The following is a 20,875-nucleotide window of genomic DNA, read 5'->3' as shown; positions in this document are numbered from 1 at the left end:
GATGGTCTATCCCAAGGCAGCCAAGGCTTCCTGACGGCGCTTGCAAGCGTTCCTCCCCCGAAACGCCGTTTCGGGTTGTGCTGAAGTCCGATAGGAGAAAGAAATGACTGAAACAGCGCTTGGCGCGAGCCATGAACTTCTGGTTGAGCTGACGGCGGAAATTGTTGCCGCCTACGTCAGCAATCACGTGGTTCCTGTCGCCGAGCTTCCCACGCTGATCGCAGACGTGCATTCGGCGCTGAACAACACGGCGGCTCCCGCGCCGGTCGTTGTCCCCGTTGAAAAGCCGAAGCCGGCCGTCTCGGTCCGCAAGTCCGTTCAGGACGACCAGATCACCTGCCTCGAATGCGGCGGTACCTTCAAGTCGCTGAAGCGCCACCTGATGACCCACCACAATCTGTCGCCGGAAGAATACCGCGAGAAGTGGGACCTGCCGACCGATTACCCGATGGTCGCTCCGGCCTATGCGGAAGCGCGCTCGCGTCTCGCCAAGGAAATGGGCCTCGGCCAGCGCCGCAAGCGTCGCGGCAAATGAGCCCACGCTCCTGCTGAGGTGCGGGCAGCCCCGGTGGTTGCTTGACCGTTGGTGGGGAAATTCAGTCACAATGGCCGGGCCTATGCGCCCGGCCATTGTGTTTCAGCCACCTGATCCACCGGCGCACAAAAGATAGTACGTCGAAGTATCGTGGCCGCCTTCGGCGTCTGAGCAAGATGCGTGGGCACATCGAACGCGGCTCAAAAATATGCATTGATCTCCGAATATGGCGTCGCGTGCTCAAAAAGCGCCTCGGACCGTCCATCGGCGAGGAAGTTCGCCACCAACGTCGACGTCTGCATCCACAACGTCTGGGGTATCCATGATCCGACACTGATGCGAGATACACCGAGGGCGGATAGTTCGCTGGCGGCAGGCAGGCCGGGCCAGGCAATGACGTTCAGCCGCAGTTCGGTGCCTCTTGCGATCTCACGGATCTCGGTCCGATCGGTCACCCCGAGCACGAACAGTCCGTCGGCTCCGGCGTCCCGGTACTGCCGGGCGCGGGCAAGCACCTCCTCCACACGCTCGCTGGCGGGCACAAGCGCTCGCGCGTAAACGTCGGTGCGCGCGTTGACGTAGACCCTGATGCCAAGCCGCTCCGCCGTCTCTCGGGCCTGCTCGATCTTGCGGCAGAGTAGATCCGGCGTGCCCGCGCCATCCTGGACGTTGAACCCGACCGCGCCCGCCTCGATGAAGCGGGCGGTCGTCCGGGCCATCTCCGCCGCATCGTCGGTGTAGCCTGCTTCAATATCGACGCTGAGCGGCACACGGATGACGCGGCCGATTGCTGCAACGCTTGCCAGGTGCTGATCCAGTGGAAGGGCGTCGCCGTCGCGGTAGCCGAGTGACCATGAGACGCCAGCGCTGGTCGTCGCTATGGCACGGGCACCGAGCCGCTCGATCAGGAGCGCGCTGCCGGCGTCCCAGGCATTGGGCAACCGTAGCGGCTCGGATTGGCGATGAAGCGCGTGGAATATTGCGGCGTTGTCGTTGTTGTTCAAGGTGACCTCCATTCGAAGAAGGCCAGTCGTCGCAATTGCGAGACATAAAGATAATAGCTAGAACTTTCAGGAATTCATTCCGGAGGAGAAGTAATGGACGGGCCGTCGCTGCATCTGGTGCAGGCCTTCGTCGCCGTGGTCAAGCACCAGAGCTTCGCAAAGGCGGCGCTCGATCTCGACATGACGCCGTCCTCCGTCAGCCGGCTCATCAAGGCGCTGGAACAACAGATCGGTGTCTTGTTGATCAATCGCACGACGCGAGCAATGTCCCTGACGGATGCTGGGCAGCGCTACTTCAGCGACTGCGCCGCGGCATTGGAACAATTGCATCACGCGCAGCTAAGGGCTCGCAACGAACAGGATCTGCCAACCGGTACGCTCAAGCTCAGCGTATCCGTCTCCTTCGGCCGCAATCACGTCGTGCCATATCTGTCGGCGTTCCTGGCCGCTTACCCGCAACTGCGGCTCGACCTCCTGATGACCGACCGATACGTCGACCTTGTCGCCGAGGGGGTTACGGTGGCAATCCGTATTGGCAACCTCCAGGACTCGAGCTTGATCGCGCGCAAACTTCTCAGCAACCGCCGAATCCTTGTGGCCTCGCCAGCCTATCTCGAAATCCATGGTGAACCCGCGGATATCGACGAACTCAAGCGGCACGAATGCGTCGTGTCGACGGCGAACCATGACGGTGAGGTCTGGCGGTTGTTCGGCCCGACCGGAGAACGGTCCTTTCGGCCGCGCGGCAGGATGCGCGCCGACAACGGAGACGCGGTCCATCAACTCGCTATCGACGGCCAAGGCATCGCTTTTCATTCGGAAGTGACGATGGCCGCATCGATCCGCAGCGGCAAGTTGGTTCAGATACTCCCCCGTTGGGCGGGAAAGGAGACGGGCGTCTATTGCGTTTGTCCATCCCGGCCCATGGGACCGGCGGCGCGCGCGTTGATTGATTTTCTGACCAGCCGCTGGAAGGACGCCGTGATATCGGGCATGGTCGACCATCCAGCGGCGGAAGAGGTTTAGTCGGCGCGCAGGACGCAGACATGGGCAAACGCGTTTGTTTGCACTCTGTCTTTATCCCACACCGATGCCGGGGTTTGGCTCGAGCAGGCGCCGTCGACGACTGCTCCTAGGGGGCGTCTTGACTGCGCGATGCTCTGCAGTGCCTGCGTGTCAGGCCGCGAGGCGCAGCTCCGCCTCGTTCTTGATGCGGCGGATCATCGAGCGCAGGCCGTTGGCGCGCTGGGTCGACAGATGCTCGATCAGGCCGATCTTGCCGAAGGTGTCGATCGCATCGATCCGGGCGATATCGGAAGCGTGCTTGCCGGAGTAGATGGCCAGCACGATGGCGACCAGCCCGCGCACGATATGGGCGTCGGACTCGCCTTCGAAGTTAAGGACCGGGTCCTCGGGATTGCCGCTCGCATTGGTGACGAGCCAGACCTGGCTGGCGCAGCCCTGAACCTTGTTTTCCTGGGTACGCTTGGCTTCGGGCATCTCCGGCAGCGCCTTGCCGAGCTCGATCACATAGCGATAGCGATCCTCCCACTCTTCGAGGAAGGCGAAATCATCGATGATCTGGTCAAGCGTCGTCATGGTCCGGTCCAATCGTCGGAAGATTATAAGCCCGCCCGTTCTTGCGGCGAACAAATTCCTCCCTGTTCCTACCCTTTGCCTTCAGGCGTTTGGGCTTTCAGCCCTCATATAGGCGATGGCAGGGCCGTTGAGAACCGGCAAATGCGCGGGAGAGGCGGCAGCCCCCATCCGGTGGTCAGACCGAAATGCTTGTCGGCACGCTCAGAGAGGCGAATGCGCTTCCACCGGCCCCCTCGATGTTGCCGGTGACGGCCGATAGCGCCTGGCCGGCGGCCCGCGCCTGATCGGCATCGTGCCCGGATCCCTTGGTACGCAATTCCTGCTCCGCCTTGCGCAGGAGTTGCTTCAGTTGTTCGGCGACGGATTTGAGCTCGGCCGCCACTTTCGCCGCCGCATCGGACCCGTCGTCGTCGCCGCCGAACTCGCGATAGGCGCGCTCGGCAAAGCTTGTCGGTCCCGAAGGTGGCTCAGGCTCTCCGTCAGCGGCGGGGGCATCCGTTTGCGCGCCCGCATCCGCTTGCGCGCTGCCCGCATCGGCAAGCACCGTGGCGGCAGCGGCCGACGCGGATGCAACGCCGCTTGCGGCGCCGCCGTCACCACCGGCGCCCGCCAGTTGCTGGGCGGCGGTGCCGAGCTGTTGTGCAAGCTGCTTGGCAAGCCTTGCAAGTGTTTCCGGATCCGATGCGAAGAACCGGAGCATGCGGAGCTGCTCCTTGATTTCGTCGAGCTTTTTCTTGGCAGCGGCAGCCCGGTTCGCAGCACTTTCGTCACCAGCGCCAAGAAGCAGGGCGGTCGAGGCCGGGCGCTTGCTGTCGCTTCCCACGCCGCCGCCGAGGGTAGCACCGGATGCCGCCGGCCGCGCCACGCCAGCGTTCGAGAAAAGCCCATAAATCTGCATCGTCCGCCTCCGCCTGTCCGCGCGGCGGACCTAAGCAGCCGGGGCTTGCGTGTGGCTGTGGCGCCTGAAAATCAGCGGTTGCGGGCAAAAAAGAAAACGCCGCGAGGGGATGGGATCCTCGCGGCGGCCGTAACGGGACGGCAAGTCAGGCAGTGAGTAAGTCAGGAATATGCGGGAGCGGACGCGGCTACTGGATCACGGCGGCCTTGGGGTCGAGGCGCTTTTCCGGAACCGGCGTGCGCTTGAAGACGGGTTCGGCGTCGATGGTGCTGACCTCGTTCGCCGGAGCCGCCACATCCGCCGCCGGCGTGACCGTACCGGTCGTCACCTTGGCATCCGGCGTCGTGGCATCGGTTTCGGCAAACTGTGTGTCGAGGAATTCGTAGGCGATGCGGGCGCCTTCGCGGGCCCGGTGGCCAAGGGCGACGAAGGTTTCGGCACCCTTCTCGCAGACGTCCGGCTTCTGGATGCAGATGGCGCTGATGTACTGGAACGCCTCATTGGCGGCGGAGAAGGTGTCGCCGAGTTCTACTTTCGGGGCGTGTTCGAGTTTCTGCGCGCTCGAAGGGTCGAGGAACGGCAGCAACACCAGCACCAGCGAAAACCAGAATGTCGCCTTGATGAGAAACCACATGTTCTGCCCATCCTTCGTTCGGCTGCCGCGGCCCGCCAGTCTTGTAGCCGGCTTTTGCACCTTCGGCATCCCGCAGCGCCGTGGTATCCCCTGATACCCGTTCACGCCACCTTCTAATCCTTGGAGCCTGCCGGCGTTCTCTTGGTGCCCGGCCCCTTGTTGAGATCGACATTAGGGCGGGAATCACAAGACGCCTTTTCCAAAACGAGCGGCATTTGCTTCAAATTTTAATGAAATGCCGGTGCCCGGCGATTTGCAGCGCATTTGTGTCGCATTTTAGCGTTTGCCGTTAAGGTTCGTGGCAGAGCCGGGCGCGGCAACCCCGAACGCAGCGGGAATCGCGCGCCAAAAGCCGCGCCACAATCGTTAACACGGTGCAGAAAATGCACAGAAATCCGTTGCTTACGCCCCATTAACCACAAGAAATGAAGGTCGCCCGATTTGCCTCAAAACGGGATTTTTCGACCGTTTCGCGCCGTTCCGGGGCGGCCGCGTTTATTCTTTCATTAAGCCGGGGATGCGAGATTCCGACATGTCACGAGGCGGCTTTGAGTCCCGGTCCGAAAGGTCGCGAAAACGATAGCGTCGGCTTCGCAAGAACAACAAATGTAGCAGGGTAAAGCGTGAGCGTATTGCGTAACATGGCTGGCAGATGGGCGTCCCGTGTGGACGAAGTCGCGGCCCTGTGGCTTCCCCGTCGTGAAGCATTGTCGCCGGCCGACCACCGCCATGCGAAGCGGCTGCGTACGCTTGCGGCAGTTTCCTTGACGGCGCTGCCGGTGGTGCCGCTTGCCTTGTCGCTCGCCATGCCCGTGTCCGCCGCTCTTCCGCTCGGCACGGCCCTTTGGGCCTCGGCCTCGCTGCTTGCGGCGGCAGGCGCGATTGTACGTGGCCGGGCGCCGGAAGAGGTGGCCGCGGTAACGGATCCCGTGGTTCCGGATCTGTCGGCCGCCTACGACCTCTTTGCAGGCCTGGTGACCGTGCATGACCTGCGCGGCAATGTGCTTTCCGTCCACGGTCGTGACGCGGCCGAACATCTGACCTTGATGCGCGATCCCGCAGGCCGCGGCTTCATCGAGCAGATCCATGTCTCCGATCGCATCACCTTCCTGAGCGCGATCGACATTCTTCGCCAGGGCGGCGACCGGGCGACGGTCGACATCCGCATCGAGCGCCGCACACTGCCGATCGAAGGCGAGCAGTTCGTCTACATGTCCTGCGAACTGGCGCCGCTGCGCGATGAGGACGGCCGCCTGGTCGCGATCCTCGCCCAGTCGCGCGATGTCTCGCAAGAAACGGGCCTGCGGGCCGAAGCCGCAGCCAGGACGGCCGAGGCCGTATCGGCGAACGATGCCAAGACGCGGTTCCTTGCCGCCGTCAGCCACGAACTGCGCACGCCGCTCAATGCCATCCTCGGCTTCTCGGACGTGCTTGCCGGCGAATACTTCGGCAAGCTCGAAAACGACCGCCAGCGCGAATATGTGGGCCTGATCCACAAGTCCGGCGAGCACCTGCTTTCCGTCGTCAACACCATGCTCGACATGAGCAAGATCGAAGCGGGTCGCTACGAGCTGATGCCCGAACCCTTCGGTGTCGGCGAAGCGGTTGCCGCCTGCGAGGCGATGCTGTCGCATCAGGCTGCGGAAAAGGGCGTCAAGCTCGCAAGCCGCATCACCCGCGGCATCGGCGAAATCAACGCAGACCAGCGCGCCTTCCAGCAGATCCTCATCAACCTGGTCGGCAACGCCGTCAAGTTCACTGATCGGGGCGGCGTCGTCACGATCGATGCGGAGACGGACGGCGCAATGCTGAAGCTCTCCGTCAGCGATACCGGCATCGGCATCGCAGCCGACAAGCTGGCGCTGCTTGGTCAACCTTTTGTCCAGATCCAGAACGACTATACCCGCCGCTACGAAGGCACCGGCCTCGGCCTTTCGCTGGTCAAGGGCCTGGTGGCGCTGCACGGCGGCGAGCTATCCATCCGCAGCCGCGAGGGCGAGGGCACCGTTATCGTCGTCACGCTGCCGCGTGATGGCTCCGGCATCGCCTGTGCGGAGCGTGAGGAAGCGCGCGCGCCGGTGACGGTGGAATTTCCGCCGCGCCTGAAGGATTGTGATGTCGCCCCGGTCGCCGAAGGGGGGCGGCTCGAGGGGAAAGGTTTGAACGAGGAACGGGGATATGGCACCGCGCAAGCGAAAACAGCCTGACCGGAAGAAGGCCGCGCGGCAGACGCCCGGCCTCGCCGTGCGCGGGCTGGTCCTTGCTGGACGGGGGGCTGGGCTTGCCGGCCGTCTGATGGCGCGCCATCCGCTGGTGTCCGGCGGCTCGGCCGCCTTCCTCGTCGTGTTCTCCTTCGTTGCCGCCAATGCCATGTGGTATCAGCACGGCACGCACCCGTCGCCGCTGTTGCGCACCCGCGTCCCGCTCGTCAGCGCCGAAACGGCGCAGCGGATTGCCATCGCCAAGGGCGAGGAGATCGAGCCGCGAAAGGTGACCACCTTCGTCATCGAGCGCGAGGGTGAGGCAAAGGCTGAAAACGTCGAGGACGTGATCGCGTCCGCGGACCTGTCGTCGGAAAAGCCTTCGCCCGAACGGGTCGCAAGCGTGCCGGAACCGGCGCAGTCGAAGCTTGTCTCCGAGATCCAGAAGGAGTTGGGCCGGATCGGCCTTTATGACGGCGCGCCGGACGGACGGAGCGGTCCGCGCACGGCCACGGCGATCCTGAGGTTCGAGGAGCGGGCGGGTCGTACGGGAACCGGCGCGGCGAGCGTCGAGCTGCTGCAGGCCTTGAGGGCCGCACCGGCTGCAAAGGCCGCCGCGGTTCCGGCGGGACGGCCGCTTTCGGAAACGAAGGGCGGGGGCGTGGAGATCGATCCGGTCGCTGCGGCCATCCGCTCGGCAGAAAAGGAAAGCACCTTCGTTCCGCGCGCGGAAATTCCTGTGTCGAGCGAACTGGTGCTGAACATCCAGAAGGGCCTCAGCAACCTCGCCTATGCGGACGTGGCGGTCGACGGTGTCGCCGGAGAGCAGACACGCGCGGCGATCCGCCACTTCGAAAAACACTATCGCTTGCCGCAAACAGGCGAACCCAATGCCCAGGTGCTGAAAAAGCTCAAGGAAATCGGCGCGCTCTGAGACATCCGATGGGCGTCGTCACATATCGTGGCTCAAGCGCCGATTTGCCTCTGTCGGCCCGCCCGTGTATCAGCCTGTCATGCGCCTGAAGTCCCATATCTTCGTCTCATCCCTGCTGCGCCGTGCGTTTTCGCTCGGCGGCTATGCGGCGGTGCTGCGCAAGGGAGCCGAGGAAGCCGGCGCGATCTTCATCCGCCAGCGGACGCGTTTGGGCACCGAGACGCTCTTTGCCCCGGCGCCGCAGAATTTCTTCGCAGACGAGATCGATCTCGGCCGCAAGTTCGAGGTGCGGCTGCATGACAGCGATGCCGATGAGGTCGATGCGGCGCTTGCAAGTGAGATCCGCTTCGATCCGGACTGCTGGGTCGTGGAGATCGAACTGGACGATCGTGGCGATCTGTTCGAAGTCGTTTCGCAGGATGGCGCAAGCCGACCCTGAGCCGTCTTGCGGATCGCGCCGACCTGCTTGACTCTCCACTTGGTGGAGGCCGTAGGACGCGGTTATGGACGATCAAATCTTTTCGATAGGCGAACTTTCGAAGCTGAGCGGCATACCGGTCAGGCGGCTTCGGTTTTACTCGGACAAGGGGCTGCTGCCTCCCTCCACGCGGACGGAAAGCGGCTACCGCATGTATTCCGGGGCCGACCTGGCACGCCTGGATCTCGTTCTCGCCCTGCGTGAAGCCGGCGTGAGCCTCACGGAAATCCGCAAGATCCTGGCCAACCGAACCTCGTTTGCCGACGTTCTGGCCTTGCGGCTTCGAACGCTCGAAACGGAAATCCGGTCAAAGCGCCGGATCGCCACAGCCTTGCGAATGGCTTTGAAACTCCATGAACCCTCCCCAGCGGATCTCAGGAGACTATGGACCGTGACCAAGCTTTCAAAGACGGAATTTCGTGCCGCGCTCGAGCGCTTCTATGATGATGTCGCCGGCGGCGCGCCGATGGATGCGGCGTGGAAGAAGAAGATGATGGATGCCGGTACGCCGGACCTGCCGGAAGACCCGACGGCCGAACAGATCGACGCATGGGCGGAGCTGATGGATATGTTGTCCGACAAGGCCTATGCCGCCGAGATGCGCGCCCACATGTCCGACCTGTGGACCGAGGAGTTCGATCCGGCAGCCTACGCTCAAGCCGCCGAAGCCACCTTCGCGCGGGTGAGGGCGGCTATCGAAAGTGGACATGGTCCACAATCCGCTGTCGGCAGAGAGATTGCCGCCGACTGGCTGGCCCAGTCGGCAATGGCGATGAAGCGTGCTCCGGACCAGGCTTTCCTGGATTGGCAGCTCGAGCAGTACCGCAAGCACCACGCCCGCTCGGCGCGATACCAGGAGTTGATGGCCGTTCTGCAGGGGCAGGCGCCTCAGGCCCCGACTGCTCGCGAATGGAGCTGGATCATCGAGGCGATGAAGCAACTTTTCTAGGGCAGGGCCTTGGCTGCATCAGGCTGAACGTGCGTGACATGCCCGCATAGACGGGCGCATGTGTCAGCCGCGGCGACGACCGAAAAGTCGCTGCGGCTGTGCGTTCACGGATGCCGTTGCCATCTTGCGCGCGCCGACGTGGCGCGCGTCGTTGGCAGTATTGTCGGCAAAATAGGCTTCGTGTCTTGCCGCAGGCGCTGCTTCCTCGGCCTCCGCCTCAAGCCATGCATCGAGCTGCTCGCGGCAGGCTGCGTGGTTCATCGCGCCGATCAAGGCTGCGGCATGGCTCGTTTCGCCGAAGGGTTCGCGAAGATGCGGATAGAGGGCCTGAAGCACGAAACCGGCATCGGCCGCCTCGACATCGAGCGCGACCAGGCTGGTTGCCAGCAGCTGCCCGGAAATGTCGAGCAGGATGCGCTCGACCTGCGCATCCCTGGTGCCGAGCGCTTGGCCAAGGACACGCGAGAACAGGATGATCTCGCCGCTGCGGGCAAAACGCACAAGCAGCGCGGCATGGACGTCGGTCATCGTCGTGGACGATGGCGTCTGTGGAATATTGTGCGGACGGGCGCCGGCGAGCGCCTTGATCTCGCGGCGAAGCGCTTCTTCGCGCGCCGTGCGCAGCGAGGCGGCTTCAGTCTCCGGGTTTGCCTGTTCTGCTGCTGCCGGTTTCACAGCACTGCTGCGGGCGGCCAGCCCTGGCGGGTTGTGATGCTCGACGAGCGCGTCGACGACGAGAGGGGAGAGGTTCGGGCGGCGCGCGATGGCTGCGGCGTGTTCCGGCCCGCGTTCGCGGATGATCGTGATCAGCGTCCGGTCGGCGATCGCCTTCGAGCGGGTGAGAAAGATCGCGGCGATCGCGATCGGCATGCCGCCGATCAGCGCTGCGACGGTTTCCGGAACCTGCTGGCATTGCGAAAGGGCGGCCGCCGCCTGCCGGCGGGCTTCGTTGCTGGAACCGAGGAACAGCGGTTCGAACAGCTCCGCAAACTGCTTCATGTCGGATTTGCGGGGAAAACGCAGGCTTTCGAAACCAGTGACGGTCGCCATCAGGACGACGTCCTTCAAGCGGCCGGTCTGTGGCCTTTCCAACTCACGAAAGCGATCCGTCACGATAATTCCCTGCACGCAAAACATGATCGCCATTGCCGGCGATCCGGAACGGCACACGTCGCAAAAATTAGAAGAAAAGCGTTAGCGCACTGTTAACTATGGATGTTGGAGCTTTATTCAGGCTTGCGGCACACCGAGGGCGCGGTGTGCCGGCAGAGCGCCCCGCCGGGCGCGGCAAATCTCGGGGACATCCGCAGCATTAGCCATAAAAAATCCACATGCGGTCATGAGTTATCGCGGCGACGGTGAAGGGCCCGGACGCCCGCCGACGTTTGGGGCCGAGTGAAGAGGGGCCTCTCCACGGGAGATATGGAACTGTGAAGAAATTTATCGTGCGCGCGGCGGCGGTCTGCGCGCTCCTTTTGGCCCCGGCGATTGCCCAGGCTGCCGAAGGCTTTGCCACCGCGAACGTCAACATGCGCTCCGGTCCGAGCACGCGCTATCCGGCGGTGTCGATGATCCCGGTGGGCGAATCAGTTGAAATCCACGGCTGCCTTGCGGACCTGCCGTGGTGCGACGTGTCGTTCTATGGCGGGCGTGGCTGGGTTGCCGGACGTTATGTCCAGGCCGACTATCGCCGCAATCGGGTCTATGTCGAGCCGCGTTACTATCGCCCGCTCGGAATTCCGACCGTTGTCTTCCAGTTCGACAACTATTGGGACCGCAACTACCGCGGCCGTGATTTCTATCGCGAACGCGATCGCTGGCGCCACGGACCGGATTGGGTCGATGACCGGCGGGATCGCCGGGATTGGGAGCGGCAGCGCGAACGTGAGCGCCGCGACTGGGAACGCGAGCGGCGTAGCGATCAGCGCGACTGGGAACGCCGCCAGCGCGAAGAAGAAAAGTGGCGCGACGACGAATGGCGCCGTCAACGCACGGAGCGCGAGGACCGGCGTGATTGGGAGCGTCGCAGCGACGGCGTGCGCGTTCGACAGGACGACGGCACCGTCTATGAGCGTGCCCGTCCGGCTCCGATGGTTCGTTGCCAGGTCGACGATCCCTACTGCGAGAACTGATCCGGGCACCGTGTTTCGACGCGGCCCTGTCTGACGGAAAGAACGGGCGGCCCTGGTCGCCCGTTTTGCGTTTCGCAGACCGCTTTCAGCGGTCCTTGGCGGAACCAAACGCCAGCCGGCGCGTTGAGCCGGCGCAGACAAGGGAGCGTTGTAATGGTCGAAAAGAAACTGCAGGCGGTGGAAAAAGTTGCCGTGAGTGACGCGGAAGCAGGTGCCCGCGCCGAGGTCGACGCACAGATCGCCGAGTTGCGCGCGGAAATCGCGCGGCTGACGGAGGCGGTCACGGCGATCGGAACGAGCACGAAGGCGGTCGTGCAGGGAGAGGCGGATCTCCTGGCTGAGCGCGTGCGCGAGCGTGTCCGCGAAGAACCGCTCTCGACCCTGGTCGCCGTCGCGGGGGTATCCTTCCTGTTCGGTCTGATGTCCCGGCGCTAGCGGGGAGGCGAAGCTTCGCCGGAATTGCCCCTGTTACCTCGGATACATCGCCGGGACTGGCCGGGAGACATACTGAACGCAGGTTGGGGTTGCAGGGCGTGTATTAGCAATCTGTTAACCAACCTATGGCTCAATCGGAGTGGACCCGTTATGATCGGGCCGCGTCGTGAACCAGAACAGCAACATCCGGGCGACCGGAAGAAGGAGCAAACGAGAAAGGCGCGCCTGTCCAGGAAGATCTGGGAAAATGCGCTGGCCCGAGAACGGGCAGGGTGAAATCTGTACGGTAGTTCATCCGTCTCAAGACTTTGTGGAGACGAGCATGGCAGACGTGATCAGAATCCAGGACCGCAAGGTCCGTATACCACCACACCGGCCTCCGGCCATATCGGGTGGAGCGAAAGTGCTGCTGTTCACCGGCATCCGCTACGAACGCCTCGATCGCGACCCGCAGCCGACCGCGCCGGACGGACGCCGCATCAAGAAGCAGTGAAGCTGCGCTTTTGCGGAAAAGGCGACCGGAACGGTCGTCTCGAGTCTAAGTCCTTGCCCGGCACTTCGGGCTTTCCACCCTTATGCACTGCCGCGTTCGACGCGGCATCCGATGATCGCCGCGCGATGCTTACGCTGCCTTCCTCTCGCTCAAACGGCTGTTCGAAGACCGCGGGGCTGACCTAGCGACGGAACGGCTCGCAGCTTGACTCCGCAAGGAAGTTCCGGACCTGCTCCTCGAAGCTGTCGACCGGCGCCATCGCTCTCAGCACGGCAAAACCATCCTGTTCCTTCATCTCGATCATGATCGATTGCGCCAGCGCCTGCGGCGGAGACTTGCGCAGCTCGACCAGCTGGATCGGCGTTGCGACGACGAGATCGAGCTTGCCGTTGACCGCCGTGTGGTCGTTCATGCTGAAGACCTCGTTCGAATTGCCGTCGAAAACGGCGAGCGACCAGAACGGCACGCTGCCGCTGGCAAGAAAGCGCGCCGGCCCATCTGCGATCGAGAAGCTGCAGACCGCGGTCCTGAGATAGGGATCCTCGTTGGCAAGGCCGGTGGAACCCGGCGTGCTTGTCAGCGCAAAGAAGCTGTCCATCTCCAGGAGCCCGAGGACTCGGGTATAGGCATCACGGCCGGTAAACTGCGGCAGCGCCAGCACGATGATGATGTGCAGCAGGGCGGCGCCGACGAGCCCGAGAACCGTGGCGAAGAGAACGCTACGCATCGCCGCAACCCGTCTTGGTGATAACTGGCATGGCGAGGTCGATCAGGCCGGAGGAGCCCGCCGTCGGCGTATCGAGCAGCGTCAGCACCAGCCGGAACGTGCCCGAGTGGCGCACAGCCAGCCAGTTGTCGGGCTGCGCGTTCGGCGACACATGGATCGTGAAGTTGCTGTTTTCGCCGCGCAGGACCGTCCAGGAATTGAGCGCGGAGGGCAGGTCGGAGCCGGGCCGCAGCGGCAGGCCCTCGGCATTGGCGGCATAGAGCGTCCAGAAGCGCGCCTGCGGCGTCAGCCCCGCGACATCATAGGAGCAGGCCGCCTGGAGCTTTTCGCCCTTGCTGTCGGCCTGGGCGCTGAACATCAGCCCCTCCGCGCCGCCATAGAGCAACTCTCCGGCCCGCGCCCGGTGTGCCTTGGCATAGGGGTCGGCATTGGCCGTCTGCGCTTCGGGAAAGGCGACCCAGGGGCCGATTGCGATCGAGCCGAAGCCGACGGTCGCTTTCAGCGCCCACACTGCCGAGGCGATGCCGCCGCCGAAGGCGATGGCAAGGGTGAGGGCGACGAGGAAGGGGATTCGGAACAAGGGCGACTCTACCGGATATGGTCCTGCGGCGCGGTGCCGTCGGGTTGATCCACTATGTCGCCGAAATCCGCGTCCGGTGCAACGGCGACTGCGCCGCCGGCCTTGAACAGGACAGCGCGACCGCGATACGCCAGGAGAGCGAACACGCCGGAAACGTCAGTTGCTGGCGGCATCGACATTCGCCTGTCCGGAACGCGGTTCTTCAGCCGCGCCGAGAGCCGCGAGCCTGCCGCCGACCTTCTCGGGAGCCTTCAGCGCCGGCGCCTTTTCGAAGGTCTCGCCGATGCTGCGCAGCAGTCGGGTGACGTCGGTCGAAAGCGAGCGCGGCCGCACGAGCGGCGGCAATGCGTTCTCGTCGGGCTTCGCTGTCGCGACCTGAGGTGGCTGTCTTGCCGGCGCCGTCGGCGCGGTGATCCCCGGGATCGGCCGGTGCTCGATGCCCTGTTCGGCATAGTCCATCAGCCGCTTGAAGGTCATCGCCGGCAGCGAGCCGCCGGTCATGTTGTTGGTCGAGGTGTAGTCGTCGTTGCCGAACCAGACGGCGGTCGTATAGTCGCCGGTGAAGCCGACAAACCAGGCGTCGCGATAGGCCTGCGTCGTGCCGGTCTTGCCGCCGACGGCGATGCCGTTGTCGAGCGCGGCCTTGCGCGCCGTGCCGATGATCGGGATCTGCGTCAGCATCGAGTTCATCGACGCATTGGCGGTTTCGGAGAGAATACGCCGGGCCGGCGGTTCGTCGCGCCCGAAGTCGTAGAGGATATCGCCGTCATAGTTGAGGACCTGGCTGATCCCGTGGCGGCGTGACTGCACGCCGCCGGCAGGGAAGACGGCGTAAGCCGTTGCCTGGTCGAGCACGGTCACCTCCGAAGTGCCGAGCGGCATGGTCTTGTCCGTGCGGATCGGCGTCTCGATGCCCATGTCCTTGGCTGTCTGGGCGATCAGGTCCGTTCCGAGCTTGTCCTTGGCGAGGCGCACGGGGATGGTGTTGATCGACTTGGCGATGGCCGTCAGGATGGTGACGCGGCCGGCATAGCTGCGGCCATAGTTCTGCGGCGACCATCCGCGCCAGGTGATCGGGGCGTCGACGACGACCGTTTCCGGCGTCATGCCTTTCTCCATCGCCGCCGCGTAGGTATAGACCTTAAAGGAGGAGCCCGGCTGCCGCAGCGCGCGCGTCGCGCGGTTGAACTGGCTCTCGCCATAATCCCGGCCGCCGACCATGGCGCGCAGGGCGCCGCCATTCTCGATCATCACCAGCGCGCCCTGCTTGACGCGGAAGCTTTCGCCATATTGGCGCAGGCTCGATTCCACCGAGTCCTCGGCGGCGTTCTGCAGGCCCATGTCGATCGTGGTACGCACGATCAGCGAATGCTGCGCGAAGGGGCGGGCAATGCGCTGGACCTCGTCGAAGGCCCAGTCGAGGAAGAAGTCGGGCGCCTTTACCTGGGCGCGGTCGATCACGGTCGCCGGATTGAGGCGAGCGGCGATCACCTGGCCCTCGGTCATCAACCCGCCCTGAACCAGATTGGTCAGCACCTCGTTGGCGCGGCCGCGCGCGGCCGGCAGGTTGACGTGCGGCGCGTAGCGGGCAGGGGCCTTGAAGAGGCCCGCGAGCATGGCCGATTCCGCGAGGCTCACATCGGTGATCGACTTGCCGAAGTAGAATTGCGCGGCTGCTGCCGCGCCGAAAGTGCCGCCGCCCATATAGGCACGGTCGAGATAGAGCCGGAGAATTTCCTTCTTCGACAGATTGCATTCGAGCCAGACGGCAAGGAAGGCTTCCTTGATCTTGCGCTCGATCGTGCGCTCGTTCGACAGGAAGAGGTTCTTGGCGAGCTGCTGCGTCAGGGTGGAGCCGCCCTGCACGACGCCGCCGGCGCGAGCGTTTTCCGTCATCGCGCGGGCAAGGCCGAGAAAGTCGATGCCCCAGTGGTCGAAGAAGCGCCGGTCTTCGGTCGCCAGCACCGCCTTGATCAGGTGGTCCGGCAGTTCGTCGATCGGCACGGAATCTTCGTGGATGATGCCGCGATGGCCGATTTCATTGCCGTAGCGATCGAGGAAGGTGACGGCGAAATCGCTCTGGGCGCGCCAGTTGCCCTTGGTTTCCTCAAAGGCGGGAAGCGCCAGCGCCAACATCAGCACCGCGCCGACGGTGCCCCAATTCATGCCTTCGCCGAGCACCTCGAAGACGGCCTTCTTCCAACCGGTGACGCGGAAACGGCGGAAGAAGATGGTGGTGTCTTCCCACCATTGCGACAGTTTGAAGCCGGCATTCCAGACCGTGGAATCGATAAAGGAGTCGATTCGCAGAAAGATGTGCCGTTTCTTCGGCCGATTATCGTCTTTCCTCGGTTCCCGCACGGTCTCAACGTCCTGAAGGCTCTACGGCATCATGCCGGCGCCGTGTAATATTTGCACGGCGTCAAATTCCAATCTACTTGCATATCGCGCCGCCGGCCTTAAAAAACCGGCAATTTTCTGCGAAATTTCTGTATCGCGAGCGATTTGACGAAAGTGTGATGACGATGGGCGAAATGCCTTTCTGGAAGGCGAAGAGCCTTGAAGACATGACCGATGCCGAGTGGGAAAGCCTCTGCGACGGCTGCGGCCTCTGTTGTCTCAACAAGCTGGAGGATTGGGACACCGGCGAGATCGCCTGGACCTCGATCCGCTGCACGCTTCTCGACGGTGAGAGCTGTCGCTGCAAGGACTATCCCAACCGCCAGGCGACGGTGCCTGATTGCATCCAGCTGACCCCGAAGGCCGTACGCGAAATCACCTGGCTGCCGCCGACCTGCGGTTACCGGCTGGTCGCCGAGGGGCGGGATCTCTACTGGTGGCATCCGCTGATTTCGGGCGATCCGGAGACAGTTCATGCCGCCGGCATTTCGGTCCGTGGCCGCACCGTTGCGGAGGATGGCATCGACGTCGACGACTATGAGGACTATCTGGTCACCTGGCCACTCGAAGTGGGGCAGGAAAACGTGGAGTGACAAGGGGTTAGTCGAGGCGGCGGAATCGTTTTGGCAGTGCGGGAGCCTGCGAGGCCATTCTGCCGCAACGAGCCTTTAATGGCTGCCGCCGTTCTTCTTGACGAGGCTCTTCGGGGCGACGTTGCGCCATGCGGTCTCCATCGACTGCCGCACGAGATCCTCGTCGGCCTGGACGAAATAGAGTGAGGTCCAGCCGCGATCGCCCCAGCCTCCGGGCACCGCGGCACAGACGCCGGGCTCCATTTCCAGAAGCATGCGCTGCTGATCCGGGGTGAACTTGAAAACGGCGCGACCGGCCTCCGGCAGGCTCATGAAAATACGCTTCCCAACGCGGAAATCTCGCGTTCCGAAATGCGCATTTTCCTCCGTTCCAGGCAGGCTCAGCGCGAGTCTTTCGATCTCTTCCGTCAGCATGCAGAAAGAGTAACATGCTTTTGCCGAATGGCAAAAAGGCTGAAAATCACTACAAAAATTGCTAGGGGCGCGCTTTATGCACCGCTCGAAAAGGGCGCTGGCGAGCGCCTGACAGGGCTGCGGTCGTCGTACGCGGTGTGGAACCCAGAAACGCCGCGACCGACGGTGATGATTTCACCGTCGGTTCGCAAAAGAAGGTCGGAAACGCCAGGAACAAGCGATACCCGGCGATGATCTATGAAGCGGCAAGCGTGGAAAGGCAGGGCCGGTGACGCGCGGGCGCGCCACTCAGAAGGGCCTCATTCTGCCGGTGCGACCGGCTTCGGCGTCGCCTGGCTCGCGGCGCGCATCTCACGCCATTCGCTCTCGAAACGGTCGAGCAACGATTGCGGTACTTTGGACTGCTGAGATGCGGGCTGGTTGTTTGCGAGCGTCTGCATGCGATCCTCCCGGGTTCTGTGACGGTTTCGTGATGTATGATTGTCGCGGACAATTTCACATCACAAAGGCTTTGTAAATCAGTGGCTTAAATCATTTAAACGATTGAAAAATCTTTAAATCGATTAATATTTCGTTTATACACAGCACGCCTCGGCCTCTGCCGTCAACAGGTTTAAGTTGTAGGTAATTTTGAAGTAATTTGCTCGCATAGATTGTGGCGACGGGGCCGCTCGTTTCGCAGCGCTCACTTAAGAAGAAGTCGGTGTGCGGGCGTAATCGATGCCGTGCTGACGGATTGCGTCTGCGGGTTCGAAGGGGCGCGCCGGGCGAGCCTTGTTCGGGAAGGGCGATCGGCCTGAATCAGTTTCTGAGGTCTTTGATTTCTGCTGCGAACGACAGCCGTCAAATGATTCAAAAGAATCGGGAAACAGGCTCGCGGCATCGCCGCAGTCGATCGGCAGCGTGCTCTCCGGAGATCAGTGCATCCGGCTCATGGGATCCTAGTGAAACATGCTTAACGAAAGCTGATCGTTCGCCTGCACCGTCTGGCGCTTCTGGGGTTCAGGTCATGCTCCTCGCGTGACCGCGTCGCTAAAACTGTCGCAGGAAGTGGCTATGGCTTGGCAACGGAATGACCCATGCGGGTTTCCTCCAGGGAAGAATCGCCGCAATCTAAGGTCGGATTTCGGGGGAGGTGATGCGTTTCCCGATAGTGGTTGCCGGTCCGAAAGGCCGACATTCATTTGCCATTCAGCCTCGTTCGGTTATTGCTTCTGCCATGATGCTTCCCAAGTCGAAAGTGCGTTCATGTCTTCACCAGTGATCATAGCCGCGCTTGCTGCAGGCCTCGCCGGCTTCAGCCCGCCGGCGATCAGCGTGCCGTCGGATATTGTCGTTCGTGTGTCCGGCGATTGCAGCGCGGCTGCAGCGCAAGTCGTTGCCGACACCGGTGGCGAGTTGCTGTCGGCGCAGCCGACATCCGATGGTCAGTGCGTGATCACCGTGCTCGTTCCCGGCAATGGCGGCAGGCCGAAGAAGGTGACCGTCAAGGTGCCGATGTAGGCTATCCCGGCAGCGCCGCGCGCCGTATCAGGCGTACGAAGGTCGCTGTAGCACTTTGAATGGCTGCGTGTTCTTATCCTTAAATCGGCCAGATTTGGCGAAGCATGCAGCAGGATGGCCGCAAGAGGAAGTAAAGACGGATGCGCATTCTGATTGTCGAGGACGACGCCAACCTGAACCGGCAGCTCGCCGAGGTGCTGAAGGAGGCCGGCTACGTCGTTGACCAGGCCTATGATGGCGAGGAGGGGCACTATCTCGGCGATGCCGAGCCCTATGATGCCGTGATCCTCGACATCGGCCTGCCGGAGATGGACGGCATCACGGTGCTTGAGAAATGGCGCGGCGACGGCAAGACCATGCCGGTACTGATCCTGACGGCGCGTGACCGCTGGAGCGACAAGGTGGCCGGCATCGATGCCGGTGCCGACGACTACGTCGCCAAGCCCTTCCACGTCGAAGAGGTCCTTGCCCGCATTCGCGCCCTGATCCGGCGCGCCGCCGGCCATGCGAGCTCGGAGATTGTCTGCGGCCCCGTTCGCCTCGACACCAAGGGTTCCAAGGCAACGGTCGATGGCGTGGCATTGAAGCTGACGTCGCACGAGTTCCGGCTGCTCTCCTATCTGATGCACCACATGGGGCAGGTCGTTTCGCGCACGGAACTGGTCGAGCATATGTACGATCAGGATTTCGATCGCGATTCCAATACGATCGAAGTCTTCATCGGCCGGCTGCGCAAGAAGATCGGCAACGATCTGATCGAAACGGTGCGCGGTCTCGGATACCGAATGCAAGCGCCGGGCAATGGCAATTAGATCGCTCACAGCCCGCGTTCTGGTAGTTTCGACCGTCTGGGCGGTCGTCTCTCTGGTCGTGATCGGCGTGGTCATTTCCGAACTCTATCGCCAGGGCTCCGAGCGCGGCTTCAAGGATTTGCTGCGGGCGCAGCTTTTCAACGTCGTCAATTCGATCTCCGTCAACGAGAGGACGGTGCTCTCGGGCAGTCCGCAGCTCGGTGATCTCAGGTTTTCCCAACCGCAGACCGGCTGGTACTGGGTCGTCGATCCGATCGGCGAGTTCGACACGCCGCCTTTGATCTCGACCTCGCTCGGCAACGGCAAGCTGCCGATCGCCAGCGTCGACGAGGTGCCGTTCGATACCGGCTATGTCCGCTTCTACACCACCAAGGATCCCTTCGGGAACGAGGTCGAGGTCTCCGAGACCGAGGTCGTTCTCGACATCCAGGGCCATACGGCGCGCTTTCGCGTGGCAGGCAACCGTGACGTGCTCGAGGCCGACATCAACCGCTTCACCCGCAACCTGACCATCGCGCTCTCCATCTTCGGTCTGGGCGGGCTCGGGGTAAACGCGCTCACCATCCTCTTCGGCTTGCGGCCGCTCGATGAGGTCCGGCGCTCGATGGAAAAGATCCGCGCCGGCGAAAGCGAACGGCTGGACGGCGATTTTCCGCGCGAGATCCAGCCGCTCGCCAACGAGGTCAACGCGCTGATCGACAGCAACCGCCGTATCGTCGAGCGTGCCCGCATGCAGGTCGGCAATCTCGCCCATTCGCTGAAGACGCCGATCGCTGTGTTGCTCAACGAGGCCCGGGTGCTCGAGGCATCGCATGGCGAGCTGGTGCGCAGCCAGGTCGATGCGATGCAGACGCAGGTCCAGTCCTATCTGAGCCGCGCCCGGATCGCGGCGCAGCGCGAGTCCGTGCTGGCACGCACGGAAGCGCAGCCGGCGCTCGAACGCCTCGTGCGCGTCATGCGCAAGCTCAATCCGGAAAAGCAGGTCCACCTGTCGATCAACCCGCCGGGACTGGTGCTCGCCATGGAATTGCAGGACGTCGAGGAGACCGTCGGAAACCTGCTCGAAAATGCCGCGCGCCACGCCCGTGGCGAAGTGTGGTTGAACGTCAGGCCCGCGCCGAGCGAGGTTCATGCCAAGGAGCCCGGTCGCCAATGGATCGTTCTCGACGTCGACGACGACGGCCCGGGGCTCAACCCGGATCAGATCGCCGTGGCGATGAAGCGCGGCAAGCGGCTCGACGAAAGCAAGCCCGGTACAGGGCTCGGCCTCTCGATCGTCAGCGAGATCGTCCGGGAGTATCAAGGTAGCATTACCCTGTCGCGGCGTGACGAGGGAGGCTTGCGCGCGGAACTGGTTTTGCCGGCGGCCGTTTAGAGGTGACGAGGAAATGCGTCGTTCTGGCGTCGCCCGCTGCAAATCCATCGTGATTTAGGGGTCACACCCGTGCTTGAAAATGTCACACCTGCAGGGCTCGCCGTTGCCTCGGCAAGCGGGGAATGCCAAAAGAAAATCAAGGACTAGTCGTCATCGAGCTCGAATGGAACGAGCTGAAG

The 20,875-nt window shown here is 63.1% G+C and carries 24 protein-coding genes; 13 read left to right on the top strand and 11 right to left on the bottom strand.

From position 1 onward, the window contains the following. Positions 1–103: 103 nt before the first annotated feature. The gene (gene mucR / locus C1A35_RS28855) at positions 104–535 is read left to right on the top strand and encodes an exopolysaccharide biosynthesis transcriptional regulator MucR (protein ID WP_104667673.1); all 432 of its coding nucleotides are present in this window, start codon (positions 104–106) and stop codon (positions 533–535) included. Positions 536–735: 200 nt separating this feature from the next. On the opposite strand, the gene C1A35_RS28850 is transcribed toward mucR, so the two are convergent. Next, positions 736–1,539 (bottom strand): isocitrate lyase/PEP mutase family protein, encoded by an 804-nt coding sequence (locus C1A35_RS28850; RefSeq protein ID WP_104667774.1) that lies wholly within the window; start codon positions 1,537–1,539, stop codon positions 736–738. A gap of 93 nt (positions 1,540–1,632) precedes the next feature. Between C1A35_RS28850 and C1A35_RS28845 the strand changes: the two genes are divergently transcribed. Beyond that, positions 1,633–2,565 carry a LysR family transcriptional regulator gene (locus tag C1A35_RS28845; protein ID WP_104667672.1) on the top strand — a complete coding sequence of 311 codons (933 nt, stop codon included), beginning with the start codon at positions 1,633–1,635 and terminating at the stop codon, positions 2,563–2,565. Positions 2,566–2,715: 150 nt separating this feature from the next. Here the strand turns inward: C1A35_RS28845 and C1A35_RS28840 are convergent, their stop codons facing one another. The 3 genes from C1A35_RS28840 to C1A35_RS28830 form a co-directional block, all read right to left on the bottom strand. Beyond that, entirely contained in the window at positions 2,716–3,138 is a 423-nt protein-coding gene (locus C1A35_RS28840; RefSeq protein ID WP_104667671.1) for a SufE family protein, read from the bottom strand. A gap of 175 nt (positions 3,139–3,313) precedes the next feature. Next, entirely contained in the window at positions 3,314–4,036 is a 723-nt protein-coding gene (locus C1A35_RS28835; protein ID WP_104667670.1) for a hypothetical protein, read from the bottom strand. Positions 4,037–4,223: 187 nt separating this feature from the next. Next, the gene (locus C1A35_RS28830) at positions 4,224–4,670 is read right to left on the bottom strand and encodes a DUF5330 domain-containing protein (protein WP_104667773.1); all 447 of its coding nucleotides are present in this window, start codon (positions 4,668–4,670) and stop codon (positions 4,224–4,226) included. Between the two features lie 641 nt (positions 4,671–5,311). Here C1A35_RS28830 and C1A35_RS28825 point away from each other — a divergent pair. The 4 genes from C1A35_RS28825 to C1A35_RS28810 all read left to right on the top strand — a co-directional run bounded on the left by C1A35_RS28825 (position 5,312) and on the right by C1A35_RS28810 (position 9,232). Then, on the top strand, positions 5,312–6,877 hold the full coding sequence (locus C1A35_RS28825) for a sensor histidine kinase (protein WP_104667669.1): 1,566 nt from the start codon (positions 5,312–5,314) through the stop codon (positions 6,875–6,877). Continuing rightward, entirely contained in the window at positions 6,849–7,805 is a 957-nt protein-coding gene (locus C1A35_RS28820; RefSeq protein WP_104667668.1) for a peptidoglycan-binding domain-containing protein, read from the top strand. Before C1A35_RS28825 ends, C1A35_RS28820 begins: the two co-directional genes overlap by 29 nt. 79 nt (positions 7,806–7,884) lie before the next feature. After that, positions 7,885–8,244 (top strand): DUF1491 family protein, encoded by a 360-nt coding sequence (locus tag C1A35_RS28815; RefSeq protein ID WP_104667667.1) that lies wholly within the window; start codon positions 7,885–7,887, stop codon positions 8,242–8,244. A gap of 64 nt (positions 8,245–8,308) precedes the next feature. Continuing rightward, complete coding sequence (locus C1A35_RS28810) at positions 8,309–9,232, top strand: helix-turn-helix domain-containing protein (protein ID WP_104667666.1); 924 nt, start codon at positions 8,309–8,311, stop codon at positions 9,230–9,232. 63 nt (positions 9,233–9,295) lie between these two features. Here C1A35_RS28810 and C1A35_RS28805 read toward each other — a convergent pair whose 3' ends face one another. Beyond that, positions 9,296–10,369: a DUF2336 domain-containing protein gene (locus tag C1A35_RS28805; RefSeq protein WP_104667772.1), complete on the bottom strand. Its 1,074-nt coding sequence runs from the start codon at positions 10,367–10,369 to the stop codon at positions 9,296–9,298. A gap of 293 nt (positions 10,370–10,662) precedes the next feature. Here C1A35_RS28805 and C1A35_RS28800 point away from each other — a divergent pair, with 293 nt between their 5' ends. The 3 genes from C1A35_RS28800 to C1A35_RS36465 all read left to right on the top strand — a co-directional run bounded on the left by C1A35_RS28800 (position 10,663) and on the right by C1A35_RS36465 (position 12,292). Next, positions 10,663–11,364: an SH3 domain-containing protein gene (locus tag C1A35_RS28800; protein ID WP_199773061.1), complete on the top strand. Its 702-nt coding sequence runs from the start codon at positions 10,663–10,665 to the stop codon at positions 11,362–11,364. Positions 11,365–11,517: 153 nt separating this feature from the next. Continuing rightward, positions 11,518–11,799, top strand: coding sequence for a hypothetical protein (locus tag C1A35_RS28795; protein WP_104667665.1), 282 nt, complete (start codon positions 11,518–11,520; stop codon positions 11,797–11,799). A gap of 322 nt (positions 11,800–12,121) precedes the next feature. Beyond that, positions 12,122–12,292, top strand: a complete 171-nt coding sequence (locus C1A35_RS36465) for a hypothetical protein (protein ID WP_164475067.1) — start codon at positions 12,122–12,124, stop codon at positions 12,290–12,292. A 181-nt stretch (positions 12,293–12,473) separates the two neighbouring features. Here the strand turns inward: C1A35_RS36465 and C1A35_RS28790 are convergent, their stop codons facing one another. Genes C1A35_RS28790 through C1A35_RS28780 form a run of 4 tightly spaced genes read right to left on the bottom strand, consistent with a single transcriptional unit; the run spans position 12,474 to position 15,960 of the window. Beyond that, complete coding sequence (locus C1A35_RS28790; protein WP_104667664.1) at positions 12,474–13,019, bottom strand: DUF1254 domain-containing protein; 546 nt, start codon at positions 13,017–13,019, stop codon at positions 12,474–12,476. Continuing rightward, the gene (locus C1A35_RS28785; RefSeq protein WP_104667663.1) at positions 13,012–13,599 is read right to left on the bottom strand and encodes a DUF1214 domain-containing protein; all 588 of its coding nucleotides are present in this window, start codon (positions 13,597–13,599) and stop codon (positions 13,012–13,014) included. The genes C1A35_RS28790 and C1A35_RS28785 overlap by 8 nt, the downstream gene beginning before the upstream one ends. Positions 13,600–13,607: 8 nt before the next feature. Continuing rightward, positions 13,608–13,772 (bottom strand): hypothetical protein, encoded by a 165-nt coding sequence (locus tag C1A35_RS36110; protein WP_158665190.1) that lies wholly within the window; start codon positions 13,770–13,772, stop codon positions 13,608–13,610. Next, positions 13,756–15,960 (bottom strand): transglycosylase domain-containing protein, encoded by a 2,205-nt coding sequence (locus C1A35_RS28780; protein ID WP_104667662.1) that lies wholly within the window; start codon positions 15,958–15,960, stop codon positions 13,756–13,758. Before C1A35_RS28780 ends, C1A35_RS36110 begins: the two co-directional genes overlap by 17 nt. Positions 15,961–16,124: 164 nt before the next feature. On the opposite strand from C1A35_RS28780, the gene C1A35_RS28775 reads away from it, so the two are divergent. Beyond that, positions 16,125–16,592, top strand: coding sequence for a YcgN family cysteine cluster protein (locus C1A35_RS28775; protein WP_104667770.1), 468 nt, complete (start codon positions 16,125–16,127; stop codon positions 16,590–16,592). 75 nt (positions 16,593–16,667) lie between these two features. On the opposite strand, the gene C1A35_RS28770 is transcribed toward C1A35_RS28775, so the two are convergent. Beyond that, entirely contained in the window at positions 16,668–17,006 is a 339-nt protein-coding gene (locus C1A35_RS28770) for an MmcQ/YjbR family DNA-binding protein (protein WP_034789357.1), read from the bottom strand. 299 nt (positions 17,007–17,305) lie between these two features. Further along, entirely contained in the window at positions 17,306–17,446 is a 141-nt protein-coding gene (locus tag C1A35_RS36460) for a hypothetical protein (RefSeq protein WP_199773060.1), read from the bottom strand. A gap of 808 nt (positions 17,447–18,254) precedes the next feature. Between C1A35_RS36460 and C1A35_RS28765 the strand changes: the two genes are divergently transcribed. The 3 genes from C1A35_RS28765 (at position 18,255) to C1A35_RS28755 (ending at position 20,696) form a co-directional block, all read left to right on the top strand. Then, a complete protein-coding gene (locus C1A35_RS28765; RefSeq protein WP_034789359.1) occupies positions 18,255–18,509 on the top strand; it encodes a hypothetical protein in 255 nt (84 codons plus the stop codon). Positions 18,510–18,649: 140 nt separating this feature from the next. Next, positions 18,650–19,321, top strand: a complete 672-nt coding sequence (feuP, locus tag C1A35_RS28760; protein ID WP_034789361.1) for a two-component system response regulator FeuP — start codon at positions 18,650–18,652, stop codon at positions 19,319–19,321. After that, positions 19,311–20,696 carry an ATP-binding protein gene (locus C1A35_RS28755; RefSeq protein WP_104667661.1) on the top strand — a complete coding sequence of 462 codons (1,386 nt, stop codon included), beginning with the start codon at positions 19,311–19,313 and terminating at the stop codon, positions 20,694–20,696. The genes feuP and C1A35_RS28755 overlap by 11 nt, the downstream gene beginning before the upstream one ends. Positions 20,697–20,875: the final 179 nt, after the last annotated feature.

The sequence above is a fragment of the Ensifer adhaerens genome, from assembly GCF_002940685.1.
Taxonomy (GTDB): Bacteria; Pseudomonadota; Alphaproteobacteria; order Rhizobiales; family Rhizobiaceae; genus Ensifer; species Ensifer adhaerens_E.
Note: the sequence above shows the minus strand (reverse complement) of the source record. Positions and strands in the feature narration are given on the sequence as shown.

Coding starts and splice junctions, on each gene's coding strand:
- C1A35_RS28755 (WP_104667661.1), top strand. CDS start 19,311: ATGGCAATTAGATCGCTCACAGCCCGCGTTCTGGTAGTTTCGACCGTC.
- C1A35_RS28835 (WP_104667670.1), bottom strand. CDS start 4,036: ATGCAGATTTATGGGCTTTTCTCGAACGCTGGCGTGGCGCGGCCGGCG.
- C1A35_RS28770 (WP_034789357.1), bottom strand. CDS start 17,006: ATGCTGACGGAAGAGATCGAAAGACTCGCGCTGAGCCTGCCTGGAACG.
- C1A35_RS28815 (WP_104667667.1), top strand. CDS start 7,885: ATGCGCCTGAAGTCCCATATCTTCGTCTCATCCCTGCTGCGCCGTGCG.
- C1A35_RS28825 (WP_104667669.1), top strand. CDS start 5,312: ATGGCTGGCAGATGGGCGTCCCGTGTGGACGAAGTCGCGGCCCTGTGG.
- C1A35_RS28840 (WP_104667671.1), bottom strand. CDS start 3,138: ATGACGACGCTTGACCAGATCATCGATGATTTCGCCTTCCTCGAAGAG.
- C1A35_RS28775 (WP_104667770.1), top strand. CDS start 16,125: ATGGGCGAAATGCCTTTCTGGAAGGCGAAGAGCCTTGAAGACATGACC.
- C1A35_RS36460 (WP_199773060.1), bottom strand. CDS start 17,446: ATGCAGACGCTCGCAAACAACCAGCCCGCATCTCAGCAGTCCAAAGTA.
- C1A35_RS36465 (WP_164475067.1), top strand. CDS start 12,122: ATGGCAGACGTGATCAGAATCCAGGACCGCAAGGTCCGTATACCACCA.
- C1A35_RS36110 (WP_158665190.1), bottom strand. CDS start 13,772: ATGCCGCCAGCAACTGACGTTTCCGGCGTGTTCGCTCTCCTGGCGTAT.
- feuP (WP_034789361.1), top strand. CDS start 18,650: ATGCGCATTCTGATTGTCGAGGACGACGCCAACCTGAACCGGCAGCTC.
- C1A35_RS28805 (WP_104667772.1), bottom strand. CDS start 10,369: ATGTTTTGCGTGCAGGGAATTATCGTGACGGATCGCTTTCGTGAGTTG.
- C1A35_RS28810 (WP_104667666.1), top strand. CDS start 8,309: ATGGACGATCAAATCTTTTCGATAGGCGAACTTTCGAAGCTGAGCGGC.
- C1A35_RS28795 (WP_104667665.1), top strand. CDS start 11,518: ATGGTCGAAAAGAAACTGCAGGCGGTGGAAAAAGTTGCCGTGAGTGAC.
- C1A35_RS28790 (WP_104667664.1), bottom strand. CDS start 13,019: ATGCGTAGCGTTCTCTTCGCCACGGTTCTCGGGCTCGTCGGCGCCGCC.
- C1A35_RS28820 (WP_104667668.1), top strand. CDS start 6,849: ATGGCACCGCGCAAGCGAAAACAGCCTGACCGGAAGAAGGCCGCGCGG.
- C1A35_RS28845 (WP_104667672.1), top strand. CDS start 1,633: ATGGACGGGCCGTCGCTGCATCTGGTGCAGGCCTTCGTCGCCGTGGTC.
- mucR (WP_104667673.1), top strand. CDS start 104: ATGACTGAAACAGCGCTTGGCGCGAGCCATGAACTTCTGGTTGAGCTG.
- C1A35_RS28765 (WP_034789359.1), top strand. CDS start 18,255: ATGTCTTCACCAGTGATCATAGCCGCGCTTGCTGCAGGCCTCGCCGGC.
- C1A35_RS28830 (WP_104667773.1), bottom strand. CDS start 4,670: ATGTGGTTTCTCATCAAGGCGACATTCTGGTTTTCGCTGGTGCTGGTG.